Annotated in this window: 24 protein-coding genes; 21 read left to right on the forward strand and 3 right to left on the reverse strand. The window is 70.8% G+C overall.

What is annotated here, in order from left to right; all coding sequences use genetic code 11:
- Positions 1-91 precede the first annotated feature (91 nt).
- The 11 genes from ACIRQ9_RS05680 (at position 92) to ACIRQ9_RS05730 (ending at position 8,158) form a co-directional block, all read left to right on the forward strand.
- Positions 92-421: a pilus assembly protein gene (locus tag ACIRQ9_RS05680; protein ID WP_351318754.1), complete on the forward strand. Its 330-nt coding sequence runs from the start codon at positions 92-94 to the stop codon at positions 419-421.
- Positions 418-756: a TadE/TadG family type IV pilus assembly protein gene (locus ACIRQ9_RS05685; protein WP_404167441.1), complete on the forward strand. Its 339-nt coding sequence runs from the start codon at positions 418-420 to the stop codon at positions 754-756. The genes ACIRQ9_RS05680 and ACIRQ9_RS05685 overlap by 4 nt, the downstream gene beginning before the upstream one ends.
- 18 nt (positions 757-774) lie before the next feature.
- Complete coding sequence (locus ACIRQ9_RS05690; RefSeq protein ID WP_404167443.1) at positions 775-2,112, forward strand: CpaF family protein; 1,338 nt, start codon at positions 775-777, stop codon at positions 2,110-2,112.
- Positions 2,113-2,115: 3 nt separating this feature from the next.
- On the forward strand, positions 2,116-3,060 hold the full coding sequence (locus tag ACIRQ9_RS05695) for a type II secretion system F family protein (RefSeq protein ID WP_404167445.1): 945 nt from the start codon (positions 2,116-2,118) through the stop codon (positions 3,058-3,060).
- Positions 3,061-3,072: 12 nt separating this feature from the next.
- The gene (locus tag ACIRQ9_RS05700) at positions 3,073-3,960 is read left to right on the forward strand and encodes a DUF5936 domain-containing protein (protein WP_404167447.1); all 888 of its coding nucleotides are present in this window, start codon (positions 3,073-3,075) and stop codon (positions 3,958-3,960) included.
- A 21-nt stretch (positions 3,961-3,981) separates the two neighbouring features.
- A complete protein-coding gene (locus tag ACIRQ9_RS05705) occupies positions 3,982-5,196 on the forward strand; it encodes a sensor histidine kinase (RefSeq protein WP_404167449.1) in 1,215 nt (404 codons plus the stop codon).
- A 23-nt stretch (positions 5,197-5,219) separates the two neighbouring features.
- On the forward strand, positions 5,220-5,975 hold the full coding sequence (locus tag ACIRQ9_RS05710) for a response regulator (protein WP_404167451.1): 756 nt from the start codon (positions 5,220-5,222) through the stop codon (positions 5,973-5,975).
- Positions 5,976-6,077: 102 nt separating this feature from the next.
- Positions 6,078-6,263, forward strand: coding sequence for a hypothetical protein (locus ACIRQ9_RS05715; RefSeq protein ID WP_351318768.1), 186 nt, complete (start codon positions 6,078-6,080; stop codon positions 6,261-6,263).
- Entirely contained in the window at positions 6,263-6,901 is a 639-nt protein-coding gene (locus tag ACIRQ9_RS05720; protein WP_404167453.1) for a pilus assembly protein TadG-related protein, read from the forward strand. Before ACIRQ9_RS05715 ends, ACIRQ9_RS05720 begins: the two co-directional genes overlap by 1 nt.
- A gap of 35 nt (positions 6,902-6,936) precedes the next feature.
- Positions 6,937-7,521 (forward strand): hypothetical protein, encoded by a 585-nt coding sequence (locus tag ACIRQ9_RS05725; protein ID WP_404167455.1) that lies wholly within the window; start codon positions 6,937-6,939, stop codon positions 7,519-7,521.
- 7 nt (positions 7,522-7,528) lie between these two features.
- A complete protein-coding gene (locus ACIRQ9_RS05730; protein WP_404167457.1) occupies positions 7,529-8,158 on the forward strand; it encodes an OmpA family protein in 630 nt (209 codons plus the stop codon).
- A gap of 29 nt (positions 8,159-8,187) precedes the next feature.
- Here ACIRQ9_RS05730 and ACIRQ9_RS05735 read toward each other — a convergent pair whose 3' ends face one another.
- Complete coding sequence (locus ACIRQ9_RS05735; RefSeq protein ID WP_404167459.1) at positions 8,188-8,550, reverse strand: DUF192 domain-containing protein; 363 nt, start codon at positions 8,548-8,550, stop codon at positions 8,188-8,190.
- Positions 8,551-8,688: 138 nt separating this feature from the next.
- Here ACIRQ9_RS05735 and ACIRQ9_RS05740 point away from each other — a divergent pair, with 138 nt between their 5' ends.
- The 5 genes from ACIRQ9_RS05740 (at position 8,689) to ACIRQ9_RS05760 (ending at position 12,479) form a co-directional block, all read left to right on the forward strand.
- Complete coding sequence (locus ACIRQ9_RS05740) at positions 8,689-9,000, forward strand: hypothetical protein (protein ID WP_404167461.1); 312 nt, start codon at positions 8,689-8,691, stop codon at positions 8,998-9,000.
- Positions 8,997-10,250 (forward strand): hypothetical protein, encoded by a 1,254-nt coding sequence (locus tag ACIRQ9_RS05745; protein ID WP_404167463.1) that lies wholly within the window; start codon positions 8,997-8,999, stop codon positions 10,248-10,250. The genes ACIRQ9_RS05740 and ACIRQ9_RS05745 overlap by 4 nt, the downstream gene beginning before the upstream one ends.
- A 14-nt stretch (positions 10,251-10,264) precedes the next feature.
- Positions 10,265-10,873 (forward strand): hypothetical protein, encoded by a 609-nt coding sequence (locus ACIRQ9_RS05750; protein ID WP_404167465.1) that lies wholly within the window; start codon positions 10,265-10,267, stop codon positions 10,871-10,873.
- Position 10,874: 1 nt separating this feature from the next.
- Positions 10,875-11,534, forward strand: coding sequence for a hypothetical protein (locus ACIRQ9_RS05755; RefSeq protein ID WP_404167467.1), 660 nt, complete (start codon positions 10,875-10,877; stop codon positions 11,532-11,534).
- Positions 11,535-11,600: 66 nt separating this feature from the next.
- Entirely contained in the window at positions 11,601-12,479 is an 879-nt protein-coding gene (locus tag ACIRQ9_RS05760) for an LLM class flavin-dependent oxidoreductase (RefSeq protein ID WP_404167469.1), read from the forward strand.
- Between the two features lie 27 nt (positions 12,480-12,506).
- Here ACIRQ9_RS05760 and ACIRQ9_RS05765 read toward each other — a convergent pair whose 3' ends face one another.
- Positions 12,507-13,028 carry a DinB family protein gene (locus ACIRQ9_RS05765; protein WP_404167471.1) on the reverse strand — a complete coding sequence of 174 codons (522 nt, stop codon included), beginning with the start codon at positions 13,026-13,028 and terminating at the stop codon, positions 12,507-12,509.
- Positions 13,029-13,080: 52 nt separating this feature from the next.
- Here ACIRQ9_RS05765 and ACIRQ9_RS05770 point away from each other — a divergent pair, with 52 nt between their 5' ends.
- The 5 genes from ACIRQ9_RS05770 (at position 13,081) to ACIRQ9_RS05790 (ending at position 19,922) form a co-directional block, all read left to right on the forward strand.
- Positions 13,081-13,890 carry a class I SAM-dependent methyltransferase gene (locus ACIRQ9_RS05770; RefSeq protein WP_404167473.1) on the forward strand — a complete coding sequence of 270 codons (810 nt, stop codon included), beginning with the start codon at positions 13,081-13,083 and terminating at the stop codon, positions 13,888-13,890.
- 911 nt (positions 13,891-14,801) lie between these two features.
- A complete protein-coding gene (locus ACIRQ9_RS05775) occupies positions 14,802-15,575 on the forward strand; it encodes an isoprenyl transferase (protein ID WP_351318792.1) in 774 nt (257 codons plus the stop codon).
- A 409-nt stretch (positions 15,576-15,984) separates the two neighbouring features.
- Positions 15,985-17,310, forward strand: coding sequence for a PhoH family protein (locus ACIRQ9_RS05780; RefSeq protein ID WP_404167475.1), 1,326 nt, complete (start codon positions 15,985-15,987; stop codon positions 17,308-17,310).
- A 427-nt stretch (positions 17,311-17,737) separates the two neighbouring features.
- Positions 17,738-18,421 carry a transglycosylase SLT domain-containing protein gene (locus ACIRQ9_RS05785; RefSeq protein ID WP_404167477.1) on the forward strand — a complete coding sequence of 228 codons (684 nt, stop codon included), beginning with the start codon at positions 17,738-17,740 and terminating at the stop codon, positions 18,419-18,421.
- 139 nt (positions 18,422-18,560) lie between these two features.
- On the forward strand, positions 18,561-19,922 hold the full coding sequence (locus ACIRQ9_RS05790) for an AI-2E family transporter (protein WP_404167479.1): 1,362 nt from the start codon (positions 18,561-18,563) through the stop codon (positions 19,920-19,922).
- A 24-nt stretch (positions 19,923-19,946) separates the two neighbouring features.
- Here the strand turns inward: ACIRQ9_RS05790 and ACIRQ9_RS05795 are convergent, their stop codons facing one another.
- Positions 19,947-20,486, reverse strand: a complete 540-nt coding sequence (locus ACIRQ9_RS05795; protein ID WP_404167548.1) for an alkyl hydroperoxide reductase — start codon at positions 20,484-20,486, stop codon at positions 19,947-19,949.
- Position 20,487: the final 1 nt, after the last annotated feature.

A 20,487-nucleotide genomic window follows, 5' to 3' on the forward strand; every position in this document is an offset into this window, starting at 1 on the left:
CTGCGCGAACGGTCCCCACCGGCCCGCGCCCGGCCCACGACCCACTGGTTCCGCCCCCGACCGCGGCCAGGTCTCCATAGAGCTCCTCGGCATGACCCCGATCATCATCCTCACCCTGGTGCTCATGTGGCAGGCCGTTCTCGTCGGCTACGCCTTCACGCTCGCCGGGAACGCCGCCGACGAGGGCGTGCGGGCCGGCACCGCCGTCCCGCCGGGACAACGGTTCGCCGCGTGTCAGCGCGCCGCCCTGGAGGACCTCTCCGGCTCCTGGCGCCAGGGCGCCGAGGTGAGGCAGTGCGGCGGCACCGGCATGGTGACCGCCGACGTCTACCTGCGCGTCCCGGTGCTCTTCCCCGGCTCGATCGACTTCCCCGTCACGGTGCACGGCCACGCCGGCACCGTGGAGGAGGTGAAGCAGTGACGCACCGCGTATGGCACGACAGAGGCCAAGTGGCCGTCGAGTACCTCGGGTTCATCCCGGTCCTGCTCATCGTCGGCCTGGCCGGCATCCAGCTCGGCGCCGTCGCCTACGCCGCCGAACAGGCCGGCACGGCGGCCCGCGCCGGCGCCAGAGCCGCCTCGCTGCGGCAGGACGTCGGCGCCGCCTGCTCCGCCGCGGCCGGCCTCGGCGTGACCTGCGCGACCTCCGGCGGCGGCGACTCCGTCACCGTCACCGCCACCGTCCACATCCCGAAGATCCTCTGGGTGGACCTCGGCAACGCCACCAAGTCCGCCACGATGCCCGTCGACCACTGAACGAGGAGCACGGCAACCATGAGCCTGCGGGCACGGATCAACTCCCCCGAGGAGCACGGCAGCCGGGGCGAGGACGGCCATCTGGTCTCCTCCTACCGGGCCAAGCTCCTGGAGGAGATCGACCTCGCGGAGATGAGCGCGCTGGCCGCCGCCGAGCGCAGGGCGCGCCTGGAACGCGTCCTCGGGCACATCATCAGCCGCGAGGGCCCGGTGCTGTCGACCGCCGAACGCTCCCAGCTGATCCGCCGGGTCGTCGACGAGGCCCTCGGCCTCGGCATCCTGGAGCCGCTCCTCGAAGACGTGTCGATCACCGAGATCATGGTCAACGGCGCCGACGCGATCTTCGTCGAGCGCGGCGGCCGGGTGGAGCAGCTGCCGTTGCGGTTCGCCTCCGCGGACCAGCTGATGCAGACCATCGAGCGGATCGTCTCCACCGTCAACCGCCGCGTGGACGAGTCCAATCCGATGGTGGACGCCCGCCTGCCCTCCGGCGAACGCGTCAACGTGATCATCCCGCCGCTCTCCCTGACCGGCCCCGTCCTCACCATCCGCCGCTTCCCGCGCTCCTTCACCCTCCAGGAGCTGATCGGCTTCGGCTCGCTCGACGAGCACATGGTGTACCTGCTGGCCGGCCTGGTGCAGGCGAAGTTCAACATCATCGTCTCCGGCGCCACCGGCACCGGCAAGACCACCCTGCTCAACGCCCTGTCCGGGCTGATCCCGGCCCACGAACGCATCATCACCATCGAGGACTCCGCCGAACTCCAGCTCCAGCAGTCGCACGTGGTCCGGCTGGAGTCCCGTCCGGCGAACGTCGAGGGCAAGGGCGAGGTCACCATCCGCGACCTGGTCCGCAACTCGCTGCGGATGCGCCCCGACCGGATCGTGGTCGGCGAGGTCCGCGGCGGCGAGTCGCTGGACATGCTCCAGGCCATGTCCACCGGCCACGACGGCTCGCTCGCCACCGTCCACGCCAACAGCGCCGAGGACGCCCTGACCCGGCTCCAGACGCTGGCCTCCATGTCGGACGTCGAGGTCCCCTTCGTCGCCCTGCACGACCAGATCAACAGCGCGGTCGAGGTCATCGTCCAGCTGACCCGGTTCGCGGACGGCGCCCGCCGGATCACCGAGATCGCCGTACTGGACAGCCACGGCAGCGAGCCCTACCGGCTCGCGACGGCGGCCCGCTTCGAGGCCCGGCCCATGACCCACGACGGCCATGTGCACGGCACCTTCCGGTACTTCCCGCTCCCGCGCCGCACCGCCGACCGCCTCTACATGGCCGGCCAGCCGATCCCGCAGGCCTTCGGCGTGGCCCAGCACGTCGACCAGCTCACCACCCGAGAAGCGAGGTAGGCCATGACCCTCCATGACCTCGTCGTCCTCACCACCGGCGTCACCCTGCTGACCTGCCTCCTGGCCGTGGTGGGGCTGCACACCTGGTCCTCCGGCCGGGCCCAGCGCGCCGCCCTCGTGGACCGGCTGTCCTACACCGGCCAGCCACCGGCCGCCGGCCGCCGGCGCCGCTTCCGCACCCTCGACCGGCGGCTGCGCGGTACGGGGCTCGGCAGGCGGCTGGAACTCCGGCTGGCGGCGACCGGCCTGGACGTGACGCCCGGCGAGTTCTTCGTCTACATGCTCGCCGTCGTGGTGGCGCTCTGGCTCGTCGGCCAGGCCGCCCTGGCGCCCTTCTTCGGCCCGATCGCCGGCCTCCTCGGCGTCTTCGCCGCCGTGCAGTTCCTCAACTGGCAACGCCAGAAACGCATCGAGCGCTTCATCGGCCAACTCCCCGAACTGGCCCGCATTCTGGCCAACGCCACCCAGGCCGGACTCGCGCTGCGCACCGCGATCGGCATGGCGGCCGAGGAGCTGGAGGCCCCGGCCGGCCAGGAACTCGGCAAGGTGGCGGACCAGTTGGCGATCGGCCACTCCATGGAGGACGCGCTCGGTGAACTCGCTCAGCGGCTGCCCTCCCGTGAACTGGTCGTCCTGGTCACCACCCTCGTGCTGTCCAACCGGGCGGGCGGCCAGGTCGTCTCGGCCCTGCGCAACCTGACCGAGACCCTGGAGGAGCGCAAGGAGACCCGGCGCGAGGTCCGCACCCAGCTCTCCCAGGTGACGATGACGTCGTACGCCGTGCCCGCGCTCGGCATCGGCGCCCTGTTCCTGATGAACGGGGTCAAGAGCGACACGCTGGACCGCATGACCGGTACCACCCTCGGACAGGCCGCGGTCCTGGTCGCGTTCGGCCTGTACATCGTGGGCTTCGTCCTCATCCGCCGTCTCAGCCGCATCGACGTATAGGGGCCCGCGACCATGGCACTGCTTCTGGCCCTCCTGACGGCCCTCGGCGTGTGGGGCGTCTTCGCGGGCGTCCGCATGTACCGCGCGGACGCGAAACTCCCCTCCGACCTCGCGATCGCCCTGGAGGTCGGCGCCACCCGCACCGGGGCCGCCAACTCCCTCATCGACCGGATGGGCATGCGCTACGCCCCGGCCGTGCTGCGCCTGATGGGCCCGCGCATGGTCGCCAAGTACCGCCGCAGGATCGACCTGGCGGGCAACCCCGGCGGCCTGACCATCGACCGGTACGCGGCCCGCCGCGCGGTCTACGGCGCGCTGGGCGCCGTCGGCTTCCTGGTCTTCCTCCTGCGCGGCCAGTGGCTGGTGGCCGTCCTGCTCCTCCTCTTCGGCGCGTTCTGGACGGAGGTCGGCATCTGGTCCGCGATGCGGATCCGCAAGGACGTCATCGAACGCACCCTGCCCGACTTCCTCGACGTCCTCGCGGTGGTGGTGAGCGCCGGCCTCGGCTTCCGGCAGGCCCTGGACCGGGTGTCCTCGCACTACGAGGGCCCCTGGGCGGACGAACTCCGCATCACCCTGCGCCAGCTGGACCTCGGCATGAGCCGCCGCCAGGCCTTCGCGGAACTCCGCCGCCGCAACGACTCCGAACAGGTGGCGATGTTCGTCACGGCACTGCAGCAGGGCGAGGAACTGGGCGCGCCGATCGTCGACACCCTGGTCTCCCTGGCCAAGGACATGCGCCGCACCGACGCCCAGAACGCCCGCCGCAAGGCGGCCCGCGCGGTCCCGAGGGCCACGCTGATGATCACCACGTTCATGGTCCCGGCCACCATGCTGCTGCTCGCCGCCGGCCTGCTGCTGGGCTCCGGGGTCGACTTCGGGTCGGTCACGGGGAAGTAGCCGGGGGAGGGGGTGAGGGCGATGACCGCAGGGGAGGACGACGGCAAGGTCGAGATCCGGGCGCTGCGCGCGATGGGCCGCCAGGTCTTCGGCTTCCGCCTGGCGATGATCGCCGTGGCGGCCCCCGCCGCCCTCCTCAACGCCACCCCCGGCCTCGGCACCCGCCTGGTCGGCTCGGCGGTGGTCGTCACCTTCATGGCCTCGTACGTCCTCTTCCGCGACTGGCAGCGCTTCGGCCCGCTGCTCCTGCGCCACCCCACCCTGCTGGCCGTCGACACCCTCTTCGGCTCCTTCCTCCTGGTCTCCGCAGGCCCCGACACGACCCTCGCGTACGTCAGCGTCTGCACCCCGCTCCTGGCCGGCCTCCTCTACAGCTGGCGCGGGGCGGCGGTCTTCGCCTCGCTGCAGTCCGTGATCCTCCTGGTCGTGGAGGAGACGCTGGAGCGCCACACCGGCGTGGCGGACTACCTCCTGCTGCCCGGCCTGTGCGTGATCACCGGCGCGATGGGCTCCGCCCTGCGCACCCTGATGCTCCGCTTCGGCACCGCCTCCGAGGCGCTCACCGAGACCCGCGCCCGGCTGGCGGCGGCGGAGGCGGTGAGCGCCGAACGCGCCCGCCTGGCCCGCGAGATGCACGACTCGGTGACCAAGACCCTCTACGGTGTCGCCCTGATCGCCGACGGCCTCGCGGAGTCGGCCGCCGCGTCCCCGGACCGCCTGGACCCGGCGCTGATCAGGCAGCAGGCCCGGCTGGTGGCGGACGCGGCCCGCAAGGCGGCCGAGGAGTCCCGGGGCCTGCTGGCGGACCTGCGGACCGCGACGGACGCCGGGACGTCCGACGTACTGGCCGAACTCCGCTCCCTGGCCTCCGACTTCACCACCCGTACGGCGCTCCCCGCCACCTACGAGGGACCCCCGGGCCCCTTCACCCTGGCCCTCGCCCCGGCCGCCCGCCGCCAGCTGCTGAGCATCACGGCGGAGGCCCTGGAGAACGCCTACCGCCACGCGGGGGCGACGAAGGTCGGCGTGCGGGCCCGGACCACACCCACCCACCTGGTGGTCACCGTCCGGGACGACGGCCGGGGTCTGCCCCCGGACACGCGCCTCGAAGACCTCGGCCGCACCGGCCACTTCGGCCTGCTCGGCATGACGGAACGCGCCGCGTCGATGGGCGCCCGCCTGCGGCTGACCACCGACGAGGGCACCGAGGTCCGACTGGAGGTACCGCTGACATGACGGAGCCGTCAGGAGGCCCCCCGATGCCGCACCACCCCTTCGCGGAGCGCGCGGAGCCCCCGCCCCCGCCCCTGCGCGTCCTGGTGGCCGACGACAACCCGGTGATCCGCGCGGGCCTGACGGCGGTCCTCGGCGCACAGGACGACCTCACGGTGGTGGCGGAGGCCGACGACGGCCGCGCGGCCTACGAGGCGGCCCTGCGCCTGCGCCCCGACGTCGTCCTCCTCGACGTCCGCATGCCCGGCGTCGACGGCATGGCCGCGCTGCCGCACCTGGTCCGGCTGGCCCCGGTCATGATGCTGACGTACAGCGACGAGACGGAGATCGTGCAGGAGGCGGTACGCCTGGGCGCGGGCGGCTACCTGGTGCACGGCGAGTTCACGACGGCACAGCTCGCGCAGGCGGTACGGGACGTCGGCGGCGGCCGGCCGCACTTCACACCGACCGCGACAAGCGCGCTGCTGGCTCATATCAGAGGGCCTGCAACTGCACACGCAAAGTCCGAACATCCAGCCCTCCCAACACATTTTCTCCCCAAAGGCCTTTCGCGACTGCAATCTCCTGTGGGACAGTCATCGAAGTCCCGGTTTCAACTGAGCAGCAGAGAGGCGGAGATCATGGACCTCATCGCGTCCGGCATGACCAACCAGCAGATCGCCGCCGTCTGTTTCATCAGCGAGAAGACGGTCAAGAACCACATCAACCGCATCTTCGCCAAGCTCCACACCACCACCCGCGCCCGGGCGACGGCCAAGTGGCTGGGGGTGGCGGAAGGATGAACAGGGTGAACTGGGTCCGGATTTGGGTCCTGGGACCCTCCACGGACGGGTATGTTCCGCCGTACGGTGCGAGGATCGGAACCGAACCCGGAGGGGAGCACCATGAGCGACCGGATGCTGAGGATGCTTGTCGCGCTGCAGCGCCGCGCCGACGACCGGGGGCAGACCGCGGTCGAGTACCTGGGGATCATCGCGGTGGTGGTGGCGATCGTGCTGGCGGTCACGGGTACCAGCATCGGCCAGACGATCCTCACCAAGATCACCGCGCAGATCAACAAGATCGTGTGATGCGTCCGCGCCGTTACGGCGACTCAGGGCAGGCCTTCCCGATCTACATCACGGTAGCGGGAGGCCTGCTCTTTCTCGCGTTCGCCTACTTCGCGGTCGGCCAGGCCGCGGTGAACCGGAACAGCGCCCAGACCGCCGCCGACTCGGCCGCGCTCGCGGCGGCCCTCGACACCCGTGACCAGCTCGCCAACCAGTGGCTGCTGGACGTTCTCGACCCGACCAAGTGGCAGGACGTCTTCCAGGGCAATGCCCCGGTCTCCGACTCGTGCCGGCGCGCCGACCAGCTCCTGTCGCAGAACGACGCCACCCGCCTGCAGTGCCGCGCGGAAGGTCCGCTGCGCTACGAGGTCGAGGCTCAGACCGTCAAGTCCATGGGGGGCTCCGTCGTACCCGGAACGGAGGGCATCAAGTCGAAGGCGGGAGCCACGGCCGTGATCGAGCCGCTCTGTACGTTCCGCGCCCCGGACCCGTCTCCCACCCCTGCCCCGGACCCCACCGCGAGCCCTTCCCCGGGCGGCGACGGGCCACTGCCCGAACTCACCTGCCGGGGCCGTGGCGTCTGGGACCTGGATCCGCGCCATCTCACGGATCTCCCGAAACCCGAAGACCTCTTCGATGTCCATCTGGCCGACGACTGACTAGCGAATCGACGAGTGAGGAAGGAAGCGGAGCCATGGACATTCGGTTCACTGCGAGGGCTCGCAGGGGGACGGTCGCGTTGGCCGTGACGGTCGGTCTGGCCCTCGGTGTGGCCGGATGCGGCGGCGGAGGCGACGACAAGGCGGACAAGCCCCGGACGTCCGCCTCCGCGTCCAAGGGCGGCGGATCGAACCCGAGTGCTCAGGAGGGCCAGTCCCAGGCCCCGCTCGCCGAGCTCAGGGGGACGGACGGGCTGCTGCTCCAGATCACCTCCGCCCAGCGGGACTCGGGCGGGTTCGTCACGGTCAACGGCACCCTCAAGAACGACGGTTCGGGCTCCGTCGTCATTCCCGCGCAGGTCAGCGGCGACGAGACGGAGATCACCAGGCACGGCTTCTCGTTCGGCGGGGCCACGCTGGTCGACTCCAAGGGCAAGAAGCGCTACTACGTCCTACGGGACACGGACGGCCGACCGCTCACCAGCATCGGCATCACCAACGTCGACTCCGGCCAGACCGTCCCCGTCTTCATGCAGTTCCCCGCCCCGCCCGCCGACACCACCGAGGTCACCCTCCAACTCCCCACCTTCTCCAGCGGCACGATCCAGATCTCCGGGTGAGGGCGAAGTGACCACATCACGCCTGCCCCTGACCCTGGGCGCCGCGATCCTCCTGCTGGGCGCCAGCCTGCACGGCGCGAGCACCGCCCGCGCCGACGGCGGCGACCCCAGCGTCCCGCCGGGCACCGAGCCCTCCGCCGGCGCACCCGTGAAGATCGACCCGACGGACCCCGACCTCAAACTCCCCGAGGGCGCCACCCTCGCGGATCCCAAGGTCCTGGACATCAAGTCGGTCGTCGAGGACCAGAGCGGTGACGAGCGCCGTGAGGACACCAACGCGGACGTGACGTTCGCCCTCCAGGCCGAGGTGCTGTTCGGCAAGGACAGCTCCAAGCTGAGCGCGGCGGCCAAGGCCCGCATCGACACCATCGCGCAGGAGATCAGGAAGCAGAACGCCACCCAGGTGCGCGTCTTCGGCTTCACGGACAACCTGGGCTCCTCGGCCCACGGCGACGTCCTCTCCCGCCAGCGCGCCAACGCCGTCCAGAGCATCCTCGACCAGGACCTGAACGACCCGAACATCACCTTCGACGTCCGCGGCTACGGCGAGCAGTACCCGATCGCCGACAACGCCACGGAGGAGGGCCGCAAGAAGAACCGCCGGGTGGAGGTGACGTTCCCGAGGACGGGGGAGTGAGCGGAGAGGCCGGCGCGTAGTCGGCGCGGCTACTCCGCCTCGACTGTCACCCGCGTCCCCGCCACCAGCCCCCACCCCGCCATCGCCCCGGCCTCGGCCTCCAGCACGTGCCGGGAGCGGAGCCGGGGCAGGCCGAGGAGGCCCGGGCGCATGGTGCGGACGGCGATGACGGTCAGCCTCCGGTCCAGATAGGCGACGTCGATCGGCATCCGCATCCGGAACGTGTGGATGCTGCCGGCGGGGGAGAGCAGAAGCCCCCCGTCGAGCGAGTCGCGGCCCAACAGGCCCTTGGTGCGGGCGCGGTAGGACGCGGCGATCTCCAGCGGGACGGTGACCCGGCCCCCGCCGCCGTGGATGACCAGCCGTCCTCGCCCGTCGCGCCAGCGCTTCATGTCCTGCCTCTCGTCCGTCTCGCAGGGTCCCCCGAAGCGACCGTATCCACAACACGGACGGGTGATGCTCGCGGCAGGAAGCGCGTGTGGGCAAAGAGCCACGGATAGCGTGGAAGTCCCACGTAACGAGGCATCCACATGGCTGAGCGCCTGAAGGTCGACGGGACGGAACTCGGGCGTCTCTTCAACGACTTGAAGAGGGCCCAGGAGTCGTTCACGGCCCTGCGGAGGGCATTGCGTGTCCCGGGCGTCGGCGGCCTGGGGACGGACGACCTGGACAAGGCCTGCGACCGCTTCCAGGAGGACTGGCGGTACGGCGCCGAGGAGATCGCGGAACAGATCGGTCAGCTCACGGACATCACGAAGAAGGCCAGGGACGACTTCCACGAGGTGGACGTGGCCCTGGAGAGGGCGTTGGAAAAGGCGAGGCGGAAGAGCGCGGACACGTGACGGTCACCCCTCCCTACCCGCACCTCGGTTTCGACCCCGCCCCCGGCAGCACGGATCTGGTGCGCGACCTCCACCGCAGGCTGTCCGGCTGCGCGAAGGAGATGGACAAGGCGCACGCCAAGCTCGGCAAGCTCATGAACGGCAGCTACTGGGAAGGCGACGCGGCCGTCGCGTTCCGGGAGCAGTTGGAGGGCGGCCCGCTGCCGCTCAACCTGAAGAACGGCGCGCACTCCGTCGACGCGGCCGCCAGACAACTGGACCTGTGGGCCGGGGAGCTCGCGGAGTTCCAGCGGCGCGCGAGAAGACTCGACGGCGAGGCGGAGGCCGCCCGGGCGGCGCTGCGGCGTGCCCAGGACCAGGCCGACAGCAGGCGCACTGCGGCGCAGGACGACCTGGACGACGTGCTGAAGCGGGCCCGCGGCCTCGCGGTCGAACACGAGGACACCGCCCGCAAGCGGGCCCGGCACATCGGCGCGGCCACGCGCAGGCTGGCGCCGCACGAGCCGGGCACGTGGGACCGGTTCACGGACTGGCTGGGGGACAACCTCCCGGACATTCTCAGCGCGTGCGCCGCCGTGCTGGGCGTGATCGCGCTGCTCGGCCTGACGGCCGTCGCCCCGTGGATGCTGTTCCTGGCGGCCGGCGTCCTCAGCGGCATGGCCTTCGGCCTGCGCGTCAGCGACCCCGAGGTCCGGGCGTCCCTGAAGGACGGCTTCACGAAGGGCGAACTGGACCTCGACTTCTGGGGCAACGCGCTGGGCACGGCGGGCGATTTCCTGGGGATGCTGCCGGGGCTCGGGGCGGTGGCCAAGGGCAGTTATCTCGGGCTCCGCGCGGTGGGCGAATCCGGACAGCTGGCCTCGCTCGCGAGCGAGGGCGAAGAGGTGCTGACGCTGGGACAGCGGCTCACGAGAGTCGGCTCCAACGCCGGGACGACCCTGGAGACCGTCGGGACCTCGATCAGGAGCGAAGCCGAGACGGCCGGCGGTGCCGCAAGCCTGCTCGCCCATCCGAGGGTGTTCGGCGGTCGGCTGGCCCCGATCGTGGAGAAGATCGACAAACCGGCGACGATCGCCGGGGCCGGGACAGCCCTCTACGGCGTGACGAGCAGCTTCGTGGACACGCTGGACAACGACGCGGCCAAGACGGTGGGGAACCTTCTCGACGGACCGAGGACGCTGGGCGTCGATGTGCCGGCGACCGTGGGCGCCCTCCACTTCCTGCTGCGCGGCGCCGGTGATGCCTCATGAGCGGTGTCCCTCATGTGATCGACGAGTCCGCCCGGGGCCAGGACACGGACATCTGGTTCGCGTTGCCCCCGGGATTCGTCCCACTGCCCTTCCGCGAACTGGCAGCAGCCGGGCGCGAACCGGTCCAGGACCGGGGTCGCTTCGCCGACGTCGGTCCCGTGCTCCGGCTCGTGCGGCTCCTTCTGGAAGCCGGAACGGTGCACTGTTGTCTCGGACTGCATGCGGATGACGAGGGAGACGACGGCCCACTGCTGTCTCTCTTCACCTTGGCCTGGCGACGTACCAACTGGGCCCCACGCAGCGTCCTCGCGGCTCGTGCCGTGGCCGGAGCGGACCGGCCCGAGCACATCCAGACCCTGGACCTGCCCGGCGGCCCCGCCTCACTGGTGCAGACCCGCCTGACGGCACCGTCGGAACTGGGACTCGGTGTCCCGTGCGAGCTGGTCCAGCTCACGGTCTACCTGCCGTGCCCGGACGGCGAACGCATCGCGGTCCTCTCGCTGTCCACGACGACCGCCACACGGGCGAAGCACTACCGTGCACTGCTTTTGGACATCGCCAGTACGGTGAGCTTCGAAAGCCCATTCCCGGAGAAGTCTGACGAAGTGACTGAAAAGGAGTGAAATGGCTGCTCCGTACCGCCCGACGGCCTGGGACGACCTGACCACCCGCCGTGCCTGGAGGAAGCTGCTGATCTCCGCAGCCATCGGCCAGTTGCTGTGGCCCGTGGCCTGGGTGGGACTGCTGGCGTGGTGCGCGGTCATGTCGGTCACTTGGACGGTGTGGCTCTTCGTCGTCCCGATGGCCTACACGTTCTACCGGACCTTTCTCCAGTGGGCGTACTGGCGCGGAGCCCTGCGTGCACGGCGCCTTCTGCGGCAATATCCCTGGCAGGTGTACGAGACCCCGGAAAGCGGCATCGGCAACCTCCCCGATGTCCGTGACGGCTACGCCTGGCTGAGGTTCCCCGACCCCGAAGCGCCGGACCAGCACGTGACGATGGTCATGCACTCACACGTCCGCTCAGTCTGGTGGGGCGGACGCCTGGGCAAGCGTGCCAAGGCCGCGCGTAAGGAGCAGGTGCGGGAGATCTGGTTCGCCGGCGACCCTCGGTTCGCCGCAGTGATCGCTGTACCGGGTCCACGCCACCTCTATGTGATCCACCAGAGGCCGAGTTACGCCCAGGGCATTCCCGCAGACGGCCATGGTGCTGGATCGCAGGCCCTCGAACTTGCCCGGCGGGCCGGTGTCCGGGTGCAGGGCCCCGATTCCGCCCGCTCGTGACGATCACCTCCGTCGGCAGTCGGCAACCCGATTGCGACACCCCCACCCCCGGGTAGAACCCACCCCATGACCGCACTAGGCGCCGTGTTCCGCCCCCAGTTGCCCCCCGAGCGGCTTCGGGACGTCGTTCGGGTGGGGGACGAGGTCGGGCTCGAGGAGTTGTGGCTGTGGGAGGACTGTTTCCGGGAGGGTGGGATCTCCGCCGCTGCCGCCGCCCTCGCCTGGTCGGAGCGGGTGCGGGTCGGGGTCGGGCTGCTGCCCGTGCCGTTGCGGAACGTCGCCGTCACCGCGATGGAGGTCGCCGCGCTGCACCGGATGTTCCCGGGCCGCGCGATCGTCGGCGTCGGCCACGGCGTGCAGGACTGGATGGGGCAGGTCGGTGCCCGTGCCGAGTCCCCGCTGACCCTGCTGCGCGAGCATCTCGACGCCCTGCGCGCGCTGTTGCGCGGTGAGCGGCTCACCGTCGACGGGCGCTACGTCCGGCTCGACGACGTCGCGCTCGACTGGCCGCCCGCCGGCCCCGTCCCGGTCCTCGCCGGAGCCGAGGGTCCCCGTACCCTCCGCCTCTCCGGGGCGGCCGCGGACGGGACCGTGCTGACCTCCGCCACTTCGCCCGACGGTGTCCGCCGGGCCCGGCGGCTCATCGAGGAGGGGCGGGCGGCCGCCGGGCGGGACGCGGCCGAGCCGCACGAGGTCGTCGTCTATCTCCTCACCGCCACCGGACCCGGCGCGGCCGCCCGGCTCCGCGCTGAACTCGCCGCCGGGGGAACGGAGCCGGTCCCCGGACCGGGCGTCGCCGGCGACGCGGGCGCCGTCGCGGAGGCCGTGCGGCGGCTCGCCGAGGCAGGCGCAGACACCGTCATCCTCCAGCCGACCGCGGACGAACCCGACCCCGAGGGCTTCGTGAGGTTCACCGCCGAGGAGGTCCGGCCGCTCGTGCCGTGAGCCGACCGGTCACCGGCACGGCCCCGGTCACGCGGTCCCGGTGGCCGCCGTCCGAGGGTGATCGCCCGTGGCCCCGTCGATCAGCTCCCGCAGGATGTCGAGGTGCCCGGCGTGCCGCGCGGTCTCCTCGATCATGTGGACCAGCACCCAGCGCAGGGAGACCTCGTGGTCCCGCCAGCCGGGCCGGCCGAGCGCGTCCAGCGGCCGCCCGGTGATCACCGCGTCGGCCGCGGCGCGGGCCCGGCCGTAGAAGTCGAGGATCTGGCGGGTCGTCTCGCCGGGGCCGACCGTCAGGTCGTCGTCCGTGTACGGGTCGAACCACAGGGGCTCGACCTCGCCGCCGAAGCTCTCCACGAACCAGCCGTACTCCACCGACGCCAGATGCTTCACCAGGCCCAGCAGGTTCGTCCCGGACGGGGTCATCGGGCGGCGCAGCTGTTCGTCGTCCAGGCCCTCCAGTTTCCACAGCACCGCGTCCCGGTGCCGGTCCAGGCTCGTGTGCAGGATGTCCTTCTCGCCGGCGGTGTACACGCTCTCGCTCGTCGTCATGGTGAGCGAAATTATCAGCGGGCACCGACAGTCCGCTGGGATCATGCGGACCATGGGAGAGCAGACGCACCGCAGCTTCGAGGACCTCGTCGCCGAGGGCGCCGCCGTGCCCACCGAGGGCTGGGACTTCTCCTGGTTCGAGGGCCGGGCCACCGAGGCGCGTCCCTCCTGGGGCTACGCGCGCGCCGCCGGCGGACGGCTGGCCCGAGCCACCGCCGCCCTGGACGTCCAGACCGGCGGCGGTGAGGTCCTCGACTTCGCCCTCGCCACCCTGGAGGGCGCGGGCACCGGCCGCCGGCCCCGGTTGCTGGCCGCCACCGAGGGCTGGCCGCCGAACGTCCGCAAGGCCGGCGGCCTGCTGGGCGCGCGCGGTGTCGTGGTGGTCGCCGCCGCCGAGGACGCCCCGCTGCCGTTCGCCGACGCGACCTTCGACCTGGTGCTCAGCCGGCACCCGGTGCGCGCGCACTGGCCGGAGATCGCGCGCGTGCTGCGGCCCGGCGGCACTTATTTCGCCCAGCACGTCGGACCTGCCAGCGTCTTCGAGCTGGTGGAGTACTTCCTGGGGCCGCAGCCGGAGGCGGTCCGCGGCGGGCGGGACCCCGGCCGGGAGCGCGAGGAGGCGGAGGCGGCCGGTCTGGAGGTCGTCAGCCTGCGCGCCGAACGGCTGCGGATGGAGTTCCACGACATCGCCGCCGTCGTGCACTTCCTGCGGAAGGTCGTGTGGATGGTCCCCGGCTTCACGGTCGAGGAGTACGAGCCGCGGCTCCGCTCCCTGCACCGGCGGATCGAGGCCGAGGGACCCTTCGTCGCGCACAGCACGAGGCACCTCTTCGACGCCCGCAAGCCGGCCCGCCGGGCCTGAGCACCGGCCTCCTCGACGCCCGCGGGGGCCTGATGCACCGGCCTTGCAATGCCAGGTGCCGAAGAATGGCCAGGAACTGCCGTTCGAGTCCGTGGGCTCGCACGGGCGGTCCGGGAGGCCTGGAAGATCGACGCGGGGCATGTCAGGGCACTACGGATCCAATCGGGTCAAGTGGTTCACCGCTTCCTGGATCTGCGCATACGCGAACATCGGGTCCTCTCGTTCACCCTCCGTTTCCACGGTGTTTTCGCATCGTTATCGCTGACGTCCGCCATCACCCCATCGGCTCGCGTAAGTTCAACTGACGGTAATTCGCGTGAGCAAAGCTGCGCGGGCGGCACCGCGCGGTGGAGGGGGCTGCGCGGTGCCGGAACGCCCCGCGGGACCCCGTCAAGCCGCCGTTCACGGCCGGGTTAGCCCGTCGGAGGGACGGGGGAGCAACTCGCCGAGGCGACCCCAAGACGGCTCAAACCCTCTTGATCTCCCCGAATGCCGCCAGTTTTCCTGGGATTCCGCTGCGAATCGGCCACGTGAGACCCCGTAATCCAGCGTTTCCGACCCCTGCGGGTGTCGCCGTTCGATTGCGGAGCGTAGTTGTGGCACGCCGATGCACGCAGCATCACTTACAAAGGGTTATGGTGGAAACCCCCCCTCGGGCCGGTCCGTCTCCCCCCCACGGACCGGCCCGTTTTATGTCCCCCCGGTTTTCGCCCGCCTCTCACGCGTCCTCCGCACGGCGCTCCGGACGATCCGCCGGGGCCCGCCCGACCGGCCCGGTTCCGCCCGGCGCGCGCGCCGCGACCCGGGCCCCAACCCCCTTGTGCGCCCTCCCCCTCGGCGCTCCCCCCGACGCCCGGAGGGGTAGGCTTCCGCCGCGGAACCCCGCAGCGAGACACGAGGGGCGGACTCAAGTGAACCTGCGCGACAAGCTGCGCGGCCTGCTCGTCAGGCTCTACGCACGCCGGGTGGAAGGTCACCTGGACCACGCTCAGGTGCCCAAGCACATCGGCGTCATCATGGACGGCAACCGCCGCTGGGCGAAGGCCGCCGGATCCAGCACCGTCCACGGCCACCGGGCCGGCGCGGAGAAGATCGAGGAATTCCTCGGCTGGTGCTCCGAGACCGATGTCGAGGTCGTCACCCTCTGGCTGCTCTCCACGGACAACTTCGACCGCGCCAAGGAGGAGTTGGTCCCGCTCCTCGGCATCATCGAGGACGTCGTGCGCACCCTCGCCGCCGACGGCCGCTGGCGGGTCCACCACGTCGGCACCCCCGACCTGCTGCCCTCCGCGATGCAGAACGCGCTCAAGGAGGCCGAGGAGGCCACCGCGCACGTCGACGGAATACTGGTGAACGTCGCCATCGGCTACGGCGGCCGCCAGGAGATCGCCGACGCCGTCCGCTCGATGATCCTCGACGCCCACGACAAGGGGGTCGCGATGGAGGACCTCGCCGACTCCGTCACCGTCGACGCGATCGGCCGTCACCTCTACACCGGTGCCCAGCCCGACCCGGACCTGGTGATCCGCACCAGCGGGGAGCAGCGGCTGTCCGGATTCATGCTGTGGCAGACGGCCCACGCCGAGTACTACTTCTGCGAGGTCTTCTGGCCCGCGTTCCGCAAGGTCGACTTCCTTCGCGCCCTGCGGGACTACGCGGCCCGCCACCGCCGCTACGGCGGGTGACGTCACCGTGACGGCGGACAGGAACACGGCACACGACACCTGTCACCGTCGCCACGCTGGATGACTGCCTGGCTACGGTGGATGACCCCACCGCGCCCATGAGGCATGAATCACCCATTTCGGGGCGCCAGTAACACGGAGTTCACCTGCGCGTCGTTGCAGACCGTGGCATGGCGGCGCATGTTCGAGGGCATAACGCAAGCAGGTCGATGCCCGAACCACGGGCATCGGATCTCAGCGGGCGACTCGGGGTCGTCCGCCCGGGAGGCCCTTTGCACCAGCCCGACCGTGCGGTCGCAGCACGGAAGAAGCAGCGGGGGGCCGGTTTTCGGCCCGTGCGGGGTGGCCGTCGACCGGTCCAGCTCCTCTTCGTCGCTCCCCGACCTCATCCGAGGGGGTACGTCCTTCCGTGGTGACCAGCACAGCGCGCCGCAAGTCCGACCGGCGCACCTACGTTCTCGACACCAGCGTCCTGCTGGCCGACCCGAACGCCATGACCCGCTTCGACGAGCACGAGGTCGTGCTTCCGATCGTGGTGGTCACGGAACTGGAGGCCAAACGGCACCATCCCGAACTCGGCTACTTCGCCCGGCAGGCCCTGCGCCTGCTCGACGACTACCGGGTCCGGCACGGCCGTCTGGACGCTCCGATCCCGATCGGGGACCTCGGCGGCACGATCCGTGTCGAGCTCAATCACTCGGACCCCAGCGTGCTGCCCAGCGGCTACCGCCTGGGGGACAACGACTCCCGCATCCTCGCGGTGGCCCGCAACCTGCAGGCCGAGGGATACGACGTCACCGTCGTGTCGAAGGACCTCCCGCTCAGGATCAAGGCGTCGTCGGTCGGCCTGCTGGCCGAGGAGTACCGCGCCGAACTCGCCATCACGGGCGCCTCGGGCTGGACCGGAATGTCCGAACTGACGCTCCCCGGCGAACAGGTGGACATCCTCTTCGAGGAAGGGCACGTGTACGTCCCGGAGGCCTCCGACCTCCCCGTGCACACGGGCCTGACCATCCAGTCCGAGCGGGGCAAGGCGCTCGGCCGGGTGACGGCCGACGGCAACGTCCGCGTGGTGCGCGGCGATCGGGAGGCGTTCGGCATCAAGGGCCGCAGCGCAGAGCAGCGCATCGCGCTCGATCTGCTGCTCGACCCGGACGTCGGGATCGTGTCGATGGGCGGCCGGGCCGGCACCGGCAAGTCGGCGCTGGCGCTGTGCGCGGGTCTGGAGGCGGTCCTGGAGCGCCGCCAGCACAAGAAGGTGATGGTCTTCCGTCCGCTGTACGCGGTCGGCGGGCAGGAGCTCGGCTATCTGCCGGGTTCCGAGTCGGAGAAGATGAGCCCCTGGGCGCAGGCGGTCTTCGACACCCTCTCGGCGGTCACCAGCCGCGACGTCATCGAGGAGGTCACCGCGCGCGGGATGCTGGAGGTGCTGCCGCTCACCCACATCCGCGGCCGCTCCCTGCACGACGCGTTCGTGATCGTCGACGAGGCCCAGTCACTGGAACGGAACGTCCTGCTGACCGTTCTGTCCCGGATCGGCGCGAACTCGAGGGTGGTGCTGACCCACGACGTGGCCCAGCGGGACAACCTCCGGGTCGGACGGTACGACGGTGTCGTCGCCGTGGTGGAGAAGCTGAAGGGTCACCCGCTGTTCGCGCACGTCACCCTCACCCGGTCCGAGAGGTCCCAGATTGCCGCCCTTGTGACCGAAATGCTGGAGGACGGGCCCCTGTGACCTCTCTGCTCCCCGTGTCCAACATGGGCTGATGACCCACTCGTTGGCGCCGTCCGGTAAAGGCCAAGAGCCTAGCCGGGCGGCGCCTTCGTGCGTGGGGGTTTCCTGAAATCCCCTGGGGGAAACGGGATGTGAGCTTTCACACGCAACTCGGAATTGCCACCCGGCGTCCGGTTACGGCAGAGTCTCATTCCTGTCAGGCCCCGCATACGACACACCTGTACCCCCAGCGGTACGGCAACACAGAAGCACCAGTGCTAATTCCATAGCGATGTCGTATGCCGCCCGAGCACCACACGGCGTTCCCCAGCGGGGAGCCGCTCGTCGGGCCCGTGCCTCCCGTGACCCCGCAGTTGGGAGGCCAGCGTCAGGGGAACGATCGCGTCCGCCAGGGTCACCGAAGCGGGCGATGCTGGAAGGAAACCGTGTGAGCCGGATTTCGGTCCGGGGATTCGCAGTGGCCTCGGCCACCGCGGTCACCGCCGTCGGAAGCGTTGTCGGTGTTGCCTCGGGCAGCGTCGCACAGCCGAACGACGCTGAGGCGACGGCAGCCGACACCACGCTTCTCGCGGAGATCCCCGCGGGACAGCAGGCGACGGTGCAGACCGCGTCCCTGACGCAGCAGGCCGACGCCGTGGCCATCCAGGCCGACGCGACCGCCAAGAAGGACGCCGAGCAGGCGGCCCGCGTGGCGGCGGCCAAGGCCGCGACCGCCAAGAAGGCCGAGGCCGAGCAGGCGGCGAAGGAAGCCAAGGAGCGCGTCGAGGCGAAGAAAGCCGCGAGCCGTTCTTCCGTCACCTTCGCGGTCCAGAGCTCGTACACCGTGGCGCAGATCCAGGCGATGGCGCAGCAGATGGTGGCGGGCGACCAGTTCCAGTGCTTCAGCAACATCGTGAACCACGAGTCCAGCTGGAACTACCGGGCGGTCAACGCCTCCTCCGGTGCCTACGGCCTCTTCCAGGCTCTGCCCGGTTCGAAGATGTCCTCCGTGGGCGCCGACTGGCAGACCAACCCGGCCACCCAGATCAAGTGGGGCCTGAACTACATGAACTCCCGGTACGGCAGCCCCTGCCAGGCCTGGTCGTTCTGGCAGGCGAACAGCTGGTACTAGAGGCCGTTCGGCTTCTCTCAACCTTCGGCAGCCCCTCCCCGTCCTAGGGGGAAGGGCTGTCGCCCTGTACGGTCGGACCGAACGACTCCAGGGGTGAGTGGTGAGGAGCACCCGGAGACACGGGGAAAGAGAGCGGATCATGTCGCGAGTGCCCGAGTGGCTCGGCAGGCTCGGTGCCGGACTGAGCGAGATGAGCGAGCGGTTGGACGAGCGCCGGGCCGAGGTGGAGCGCGAGCGCGCCGAACCCGAGTCGCCGGCGGTGCCCGCGCAGACCGCTCCGGCTCCGGTTGCCGCCCCTGCGGCCGCCGCCCCCAGGGCCGTACGCAAGCCCGCGCCCCGCCCCGAACCCGTCACGGCCATCCCGTGGGGTGTACGCGTCGCCGCCGAGGCCGGCTGGCGGCTGCTGGTGCTGGCCGGCACCGTCTGGGTCCTGATGCGGGTCATCAGCGCCGTCCAACTCGTGGTGTTCGCCTTCGTCATAGCGCTGCTGATCACCGCCCTGCTCCAGCCCACGGTCGCCCGGCTGTGCCGCTACGGCATGCCGCGCGGCCCGGCCACCGCGCTCACCGCCATCTCCGGCTTCGTGGTGATCGGCCTGATGGGCTGGTTCGTGACCTGGCAGGTCATGGAGAACATCGACACGCTCTCCGACCAGATCCAGAACGGCATCGACGACCTGCGCAACTGGCTGCTGAAGAGCCCCTTCCACGTCACCGACAAGCAGATCAACCAGATCGCCAAGAACCTCCGTGAGGCGATCGGCGCCAACACCGACCAGATCACCTCCTTCGGCCTGGAGGGAGTCCAGGTCGTCGTCGAGGCCCTGACCGGCATCCTGCTGGTCTTCTTCTCCACGCTCTTCCTGCTCTACGACGGCGCGCGGATCTGGCAGTGGTTCCTCAAGCTGGTCCCCGCCGCCGCCCGCGACGGCGTGGCCGGCGCCGGCCCGCGCGCCTGGCGCACGCTCACCGCCTACGTCCGCGGCACGGTCCTGGTCGCCCTCATCGACGCCATCTTCATCGGCTTGGGCATCTACTTCCTGGACGTCCCGATGGCCGTCCCGCTCGCCGTCTTCATCTTCCTGTTCTCGTTCATCCCGCTGGTCGGCGCGGTCGCCTCGGGCGCGCTGGCGGTGGTGGTCGCGCTCGTCACCCAGGGCGTCTTCACGGCGGTCATGACCCTCGCCGTCGTCCTCGCGGTGCAGCAGATCGAGGGCCACATCCTGCAGCCGTTCATCCTCGGCCGCGCGGTCCGCGTCCACCCGCTCGCGGTGGTCCTCACGGTCGCGGCCGGCGGCCTGGTGGCCGGCATCGGCGGCGCGGTGGTGGCCGTACCGCTGGTGGCGGTGACGAACACGGTGGTCGGCTATCTGCGCCAGTACTCGGACGAGCGGTACGAGGGCGAGGAGGAGCAGCCCGAACCGGACCGCCCGGCCGCCGAGGACGCCGTGCCCGGCGAGAGGGTGCCCGCCGGAGCGGAGGACCCCGCCCACACGGAGTGAGCGGGGTCCACGGGACGGGAGCGGCTACTCGAACTCGGCGAGCACGGCCTCCGCGTCCAGCGTCACACCGACGGCCTCGACCACCGAGGCGATCTTGAACGCCTCCTGGACGACCTCGCGGTCGACGCCGGCCTTGCGCAGCACCTGCTCGTGCGAGTCCAGGCACATCCCGCAGCCGTTGATCGCGGACACCGCGAACGACCACAGTTCGAAGTCGACCTTGTCGACGCCCGGGTTGCCGATGACGTTCATCCGCAGCCCGGCGCGCAGGGTGCCGTACTCGTGGTCGGAGAGCAGGTGGCGGGTGCGGTAGAAGACGTTGTTCATCGCCATCACCGCGGCCGCGGACTTCGCCGCCCGGTACGCCTCGGGCGAGAGGTTCGCCTTCGCCTCGGGCGCCAGCTCGCGCAGCACGATCGGGGAGCGGGAGGCGATGGCGGTCGCCAGCACCGTGCCCCACAGCTGCTGCGCCGGCAGCTCCGAGTTGCCGATGACCGAGCCCAGGTTCAGCTTCAGGTCCTTGGCGTGCTCCGGGACCGCGGACTTGAGGGTGTCGAGCGACAAC

It is taken from the genome of Streptomyces sp. NPDC101237 (assembly GCF_044767465.1).
GTDB lineage: Bacteria > Actinomycetota > Actinomycetes > Streptomycetales > Streptomycetaceae > Streptomyces > Streptomyces gramineus.

Coding starts and splice junctions, on each gene's coding strand:
- ACIRQ9_RS05700 (WP_404167447.1), top strand. CDS start 3,073: ATGGCACTGCTTCTGGCCCTCCTGACGGCCCTCGGCGTGTGGGGCGTC.
- ACIRQ9_RS05740 (WP_404167461.1), top strand. CDS start 8,689: ATGGCTGAGCGCCTGAAGGTCGACGGGACGGAACTCGGGCGTCTCTTC.
- ACIRQ9_RS05715 (WP_351318768.1), top strand. CDS start 6,078: ATGAGCGACCGGATGCTGAGGATGCTTGTCGCGCTGCAGCGCCGCGCC.
- ACIRQ9_RS05790 (WP_404167479.1), top strand. CDS start 18,561: ATGTCGCGAGTGCCCGAGTGGCTCGGCAGGCTCGGTGCCGGACTGAGC.
- ACIRQ9_RS05725 (WP_404167455.1), top strand. CDS start 6,937: ATGGACATTCGGTTCACTGCGAGGGCTCGCAGGGGGACGGTCGCGTTG.
- ACIRQ9_RS05755 (WP_404167467.1), top strand. CDS start 10,875: ATGGCTGCTCCGTACCGCCCGACGGCCTGGGACGACCTGACCACCCGC.
- ACIRQ9_RS05705 (WP_404167449.1), top strand. CDS start 3,982: ATGACCGCAGGGGAGGACGACGGCAAGGTCGAGATCCGGGCGCTGCGC.
- ACIRQ9_RS05720 (WP_404167453.1), top strand. CDS start 6,263: ATGCGTCCGCGCCGTTACGGCGACTCAGGGCAGGCCTTCCCGATCTAC.
- ACIRQ9_RS05770 (WP_404167473.1), top strand. CDS start 13,081: ATGGGAGAGCAGACGCACCGCAGCTTCGAGGACCTCGTCGCCGAGGGC.
- ACIRQ9_RS05765 (WP_404167471.1), bottom strand. CDS start 13,028: ATGACGACGAGCGAGAGCGTGTACACCGCCGGCGAGAAGGACATCCTG.
- ACIRQ9_RS05735 (WP_404167459.1), bottom strand. CDS start 8,550: ATGAAGCGCTGGCGCGACGGGCGAGGACGGCTGGTCATCCACGGCGGC.
- ACIRQ9_RS05710 (WP_404167451.1), top strand. CDS start 5,220: ATGCCGCACCACCCCTTCGCGGAGCGCGCGGAGCCCCCGCCCCCGCCC.
- ACIRQ9_RS05760 (WP_404167469.1), top strand. CDS start 11,601: ATGACCGCACTAGGCGCCGTGTTCCGCCCCCAGTTGCCCCCCGAGCGG.
- ACIRQ9_RS05690 (WP_404167443.1), top strand. CDS start 775: ATGAGCCTGCGGGCACGGATCAACTCCCCCGAGGAGCACGGCAGCCGG.
- ACIRQ9_RS05695 (WP_404167445.1), top strand. CDS start 2,116: ATGACCCTCCATGACCTCGTCGTCCTCACCACCGGCGTCACCCTGCTG.
- ACIRQ9_RS05680 (WP_351318754.1), top strand. CDS start 92: ATGACCCCGATCATCATCCTCACCCTGGTGCTCATGTGGCAGGCCGTT.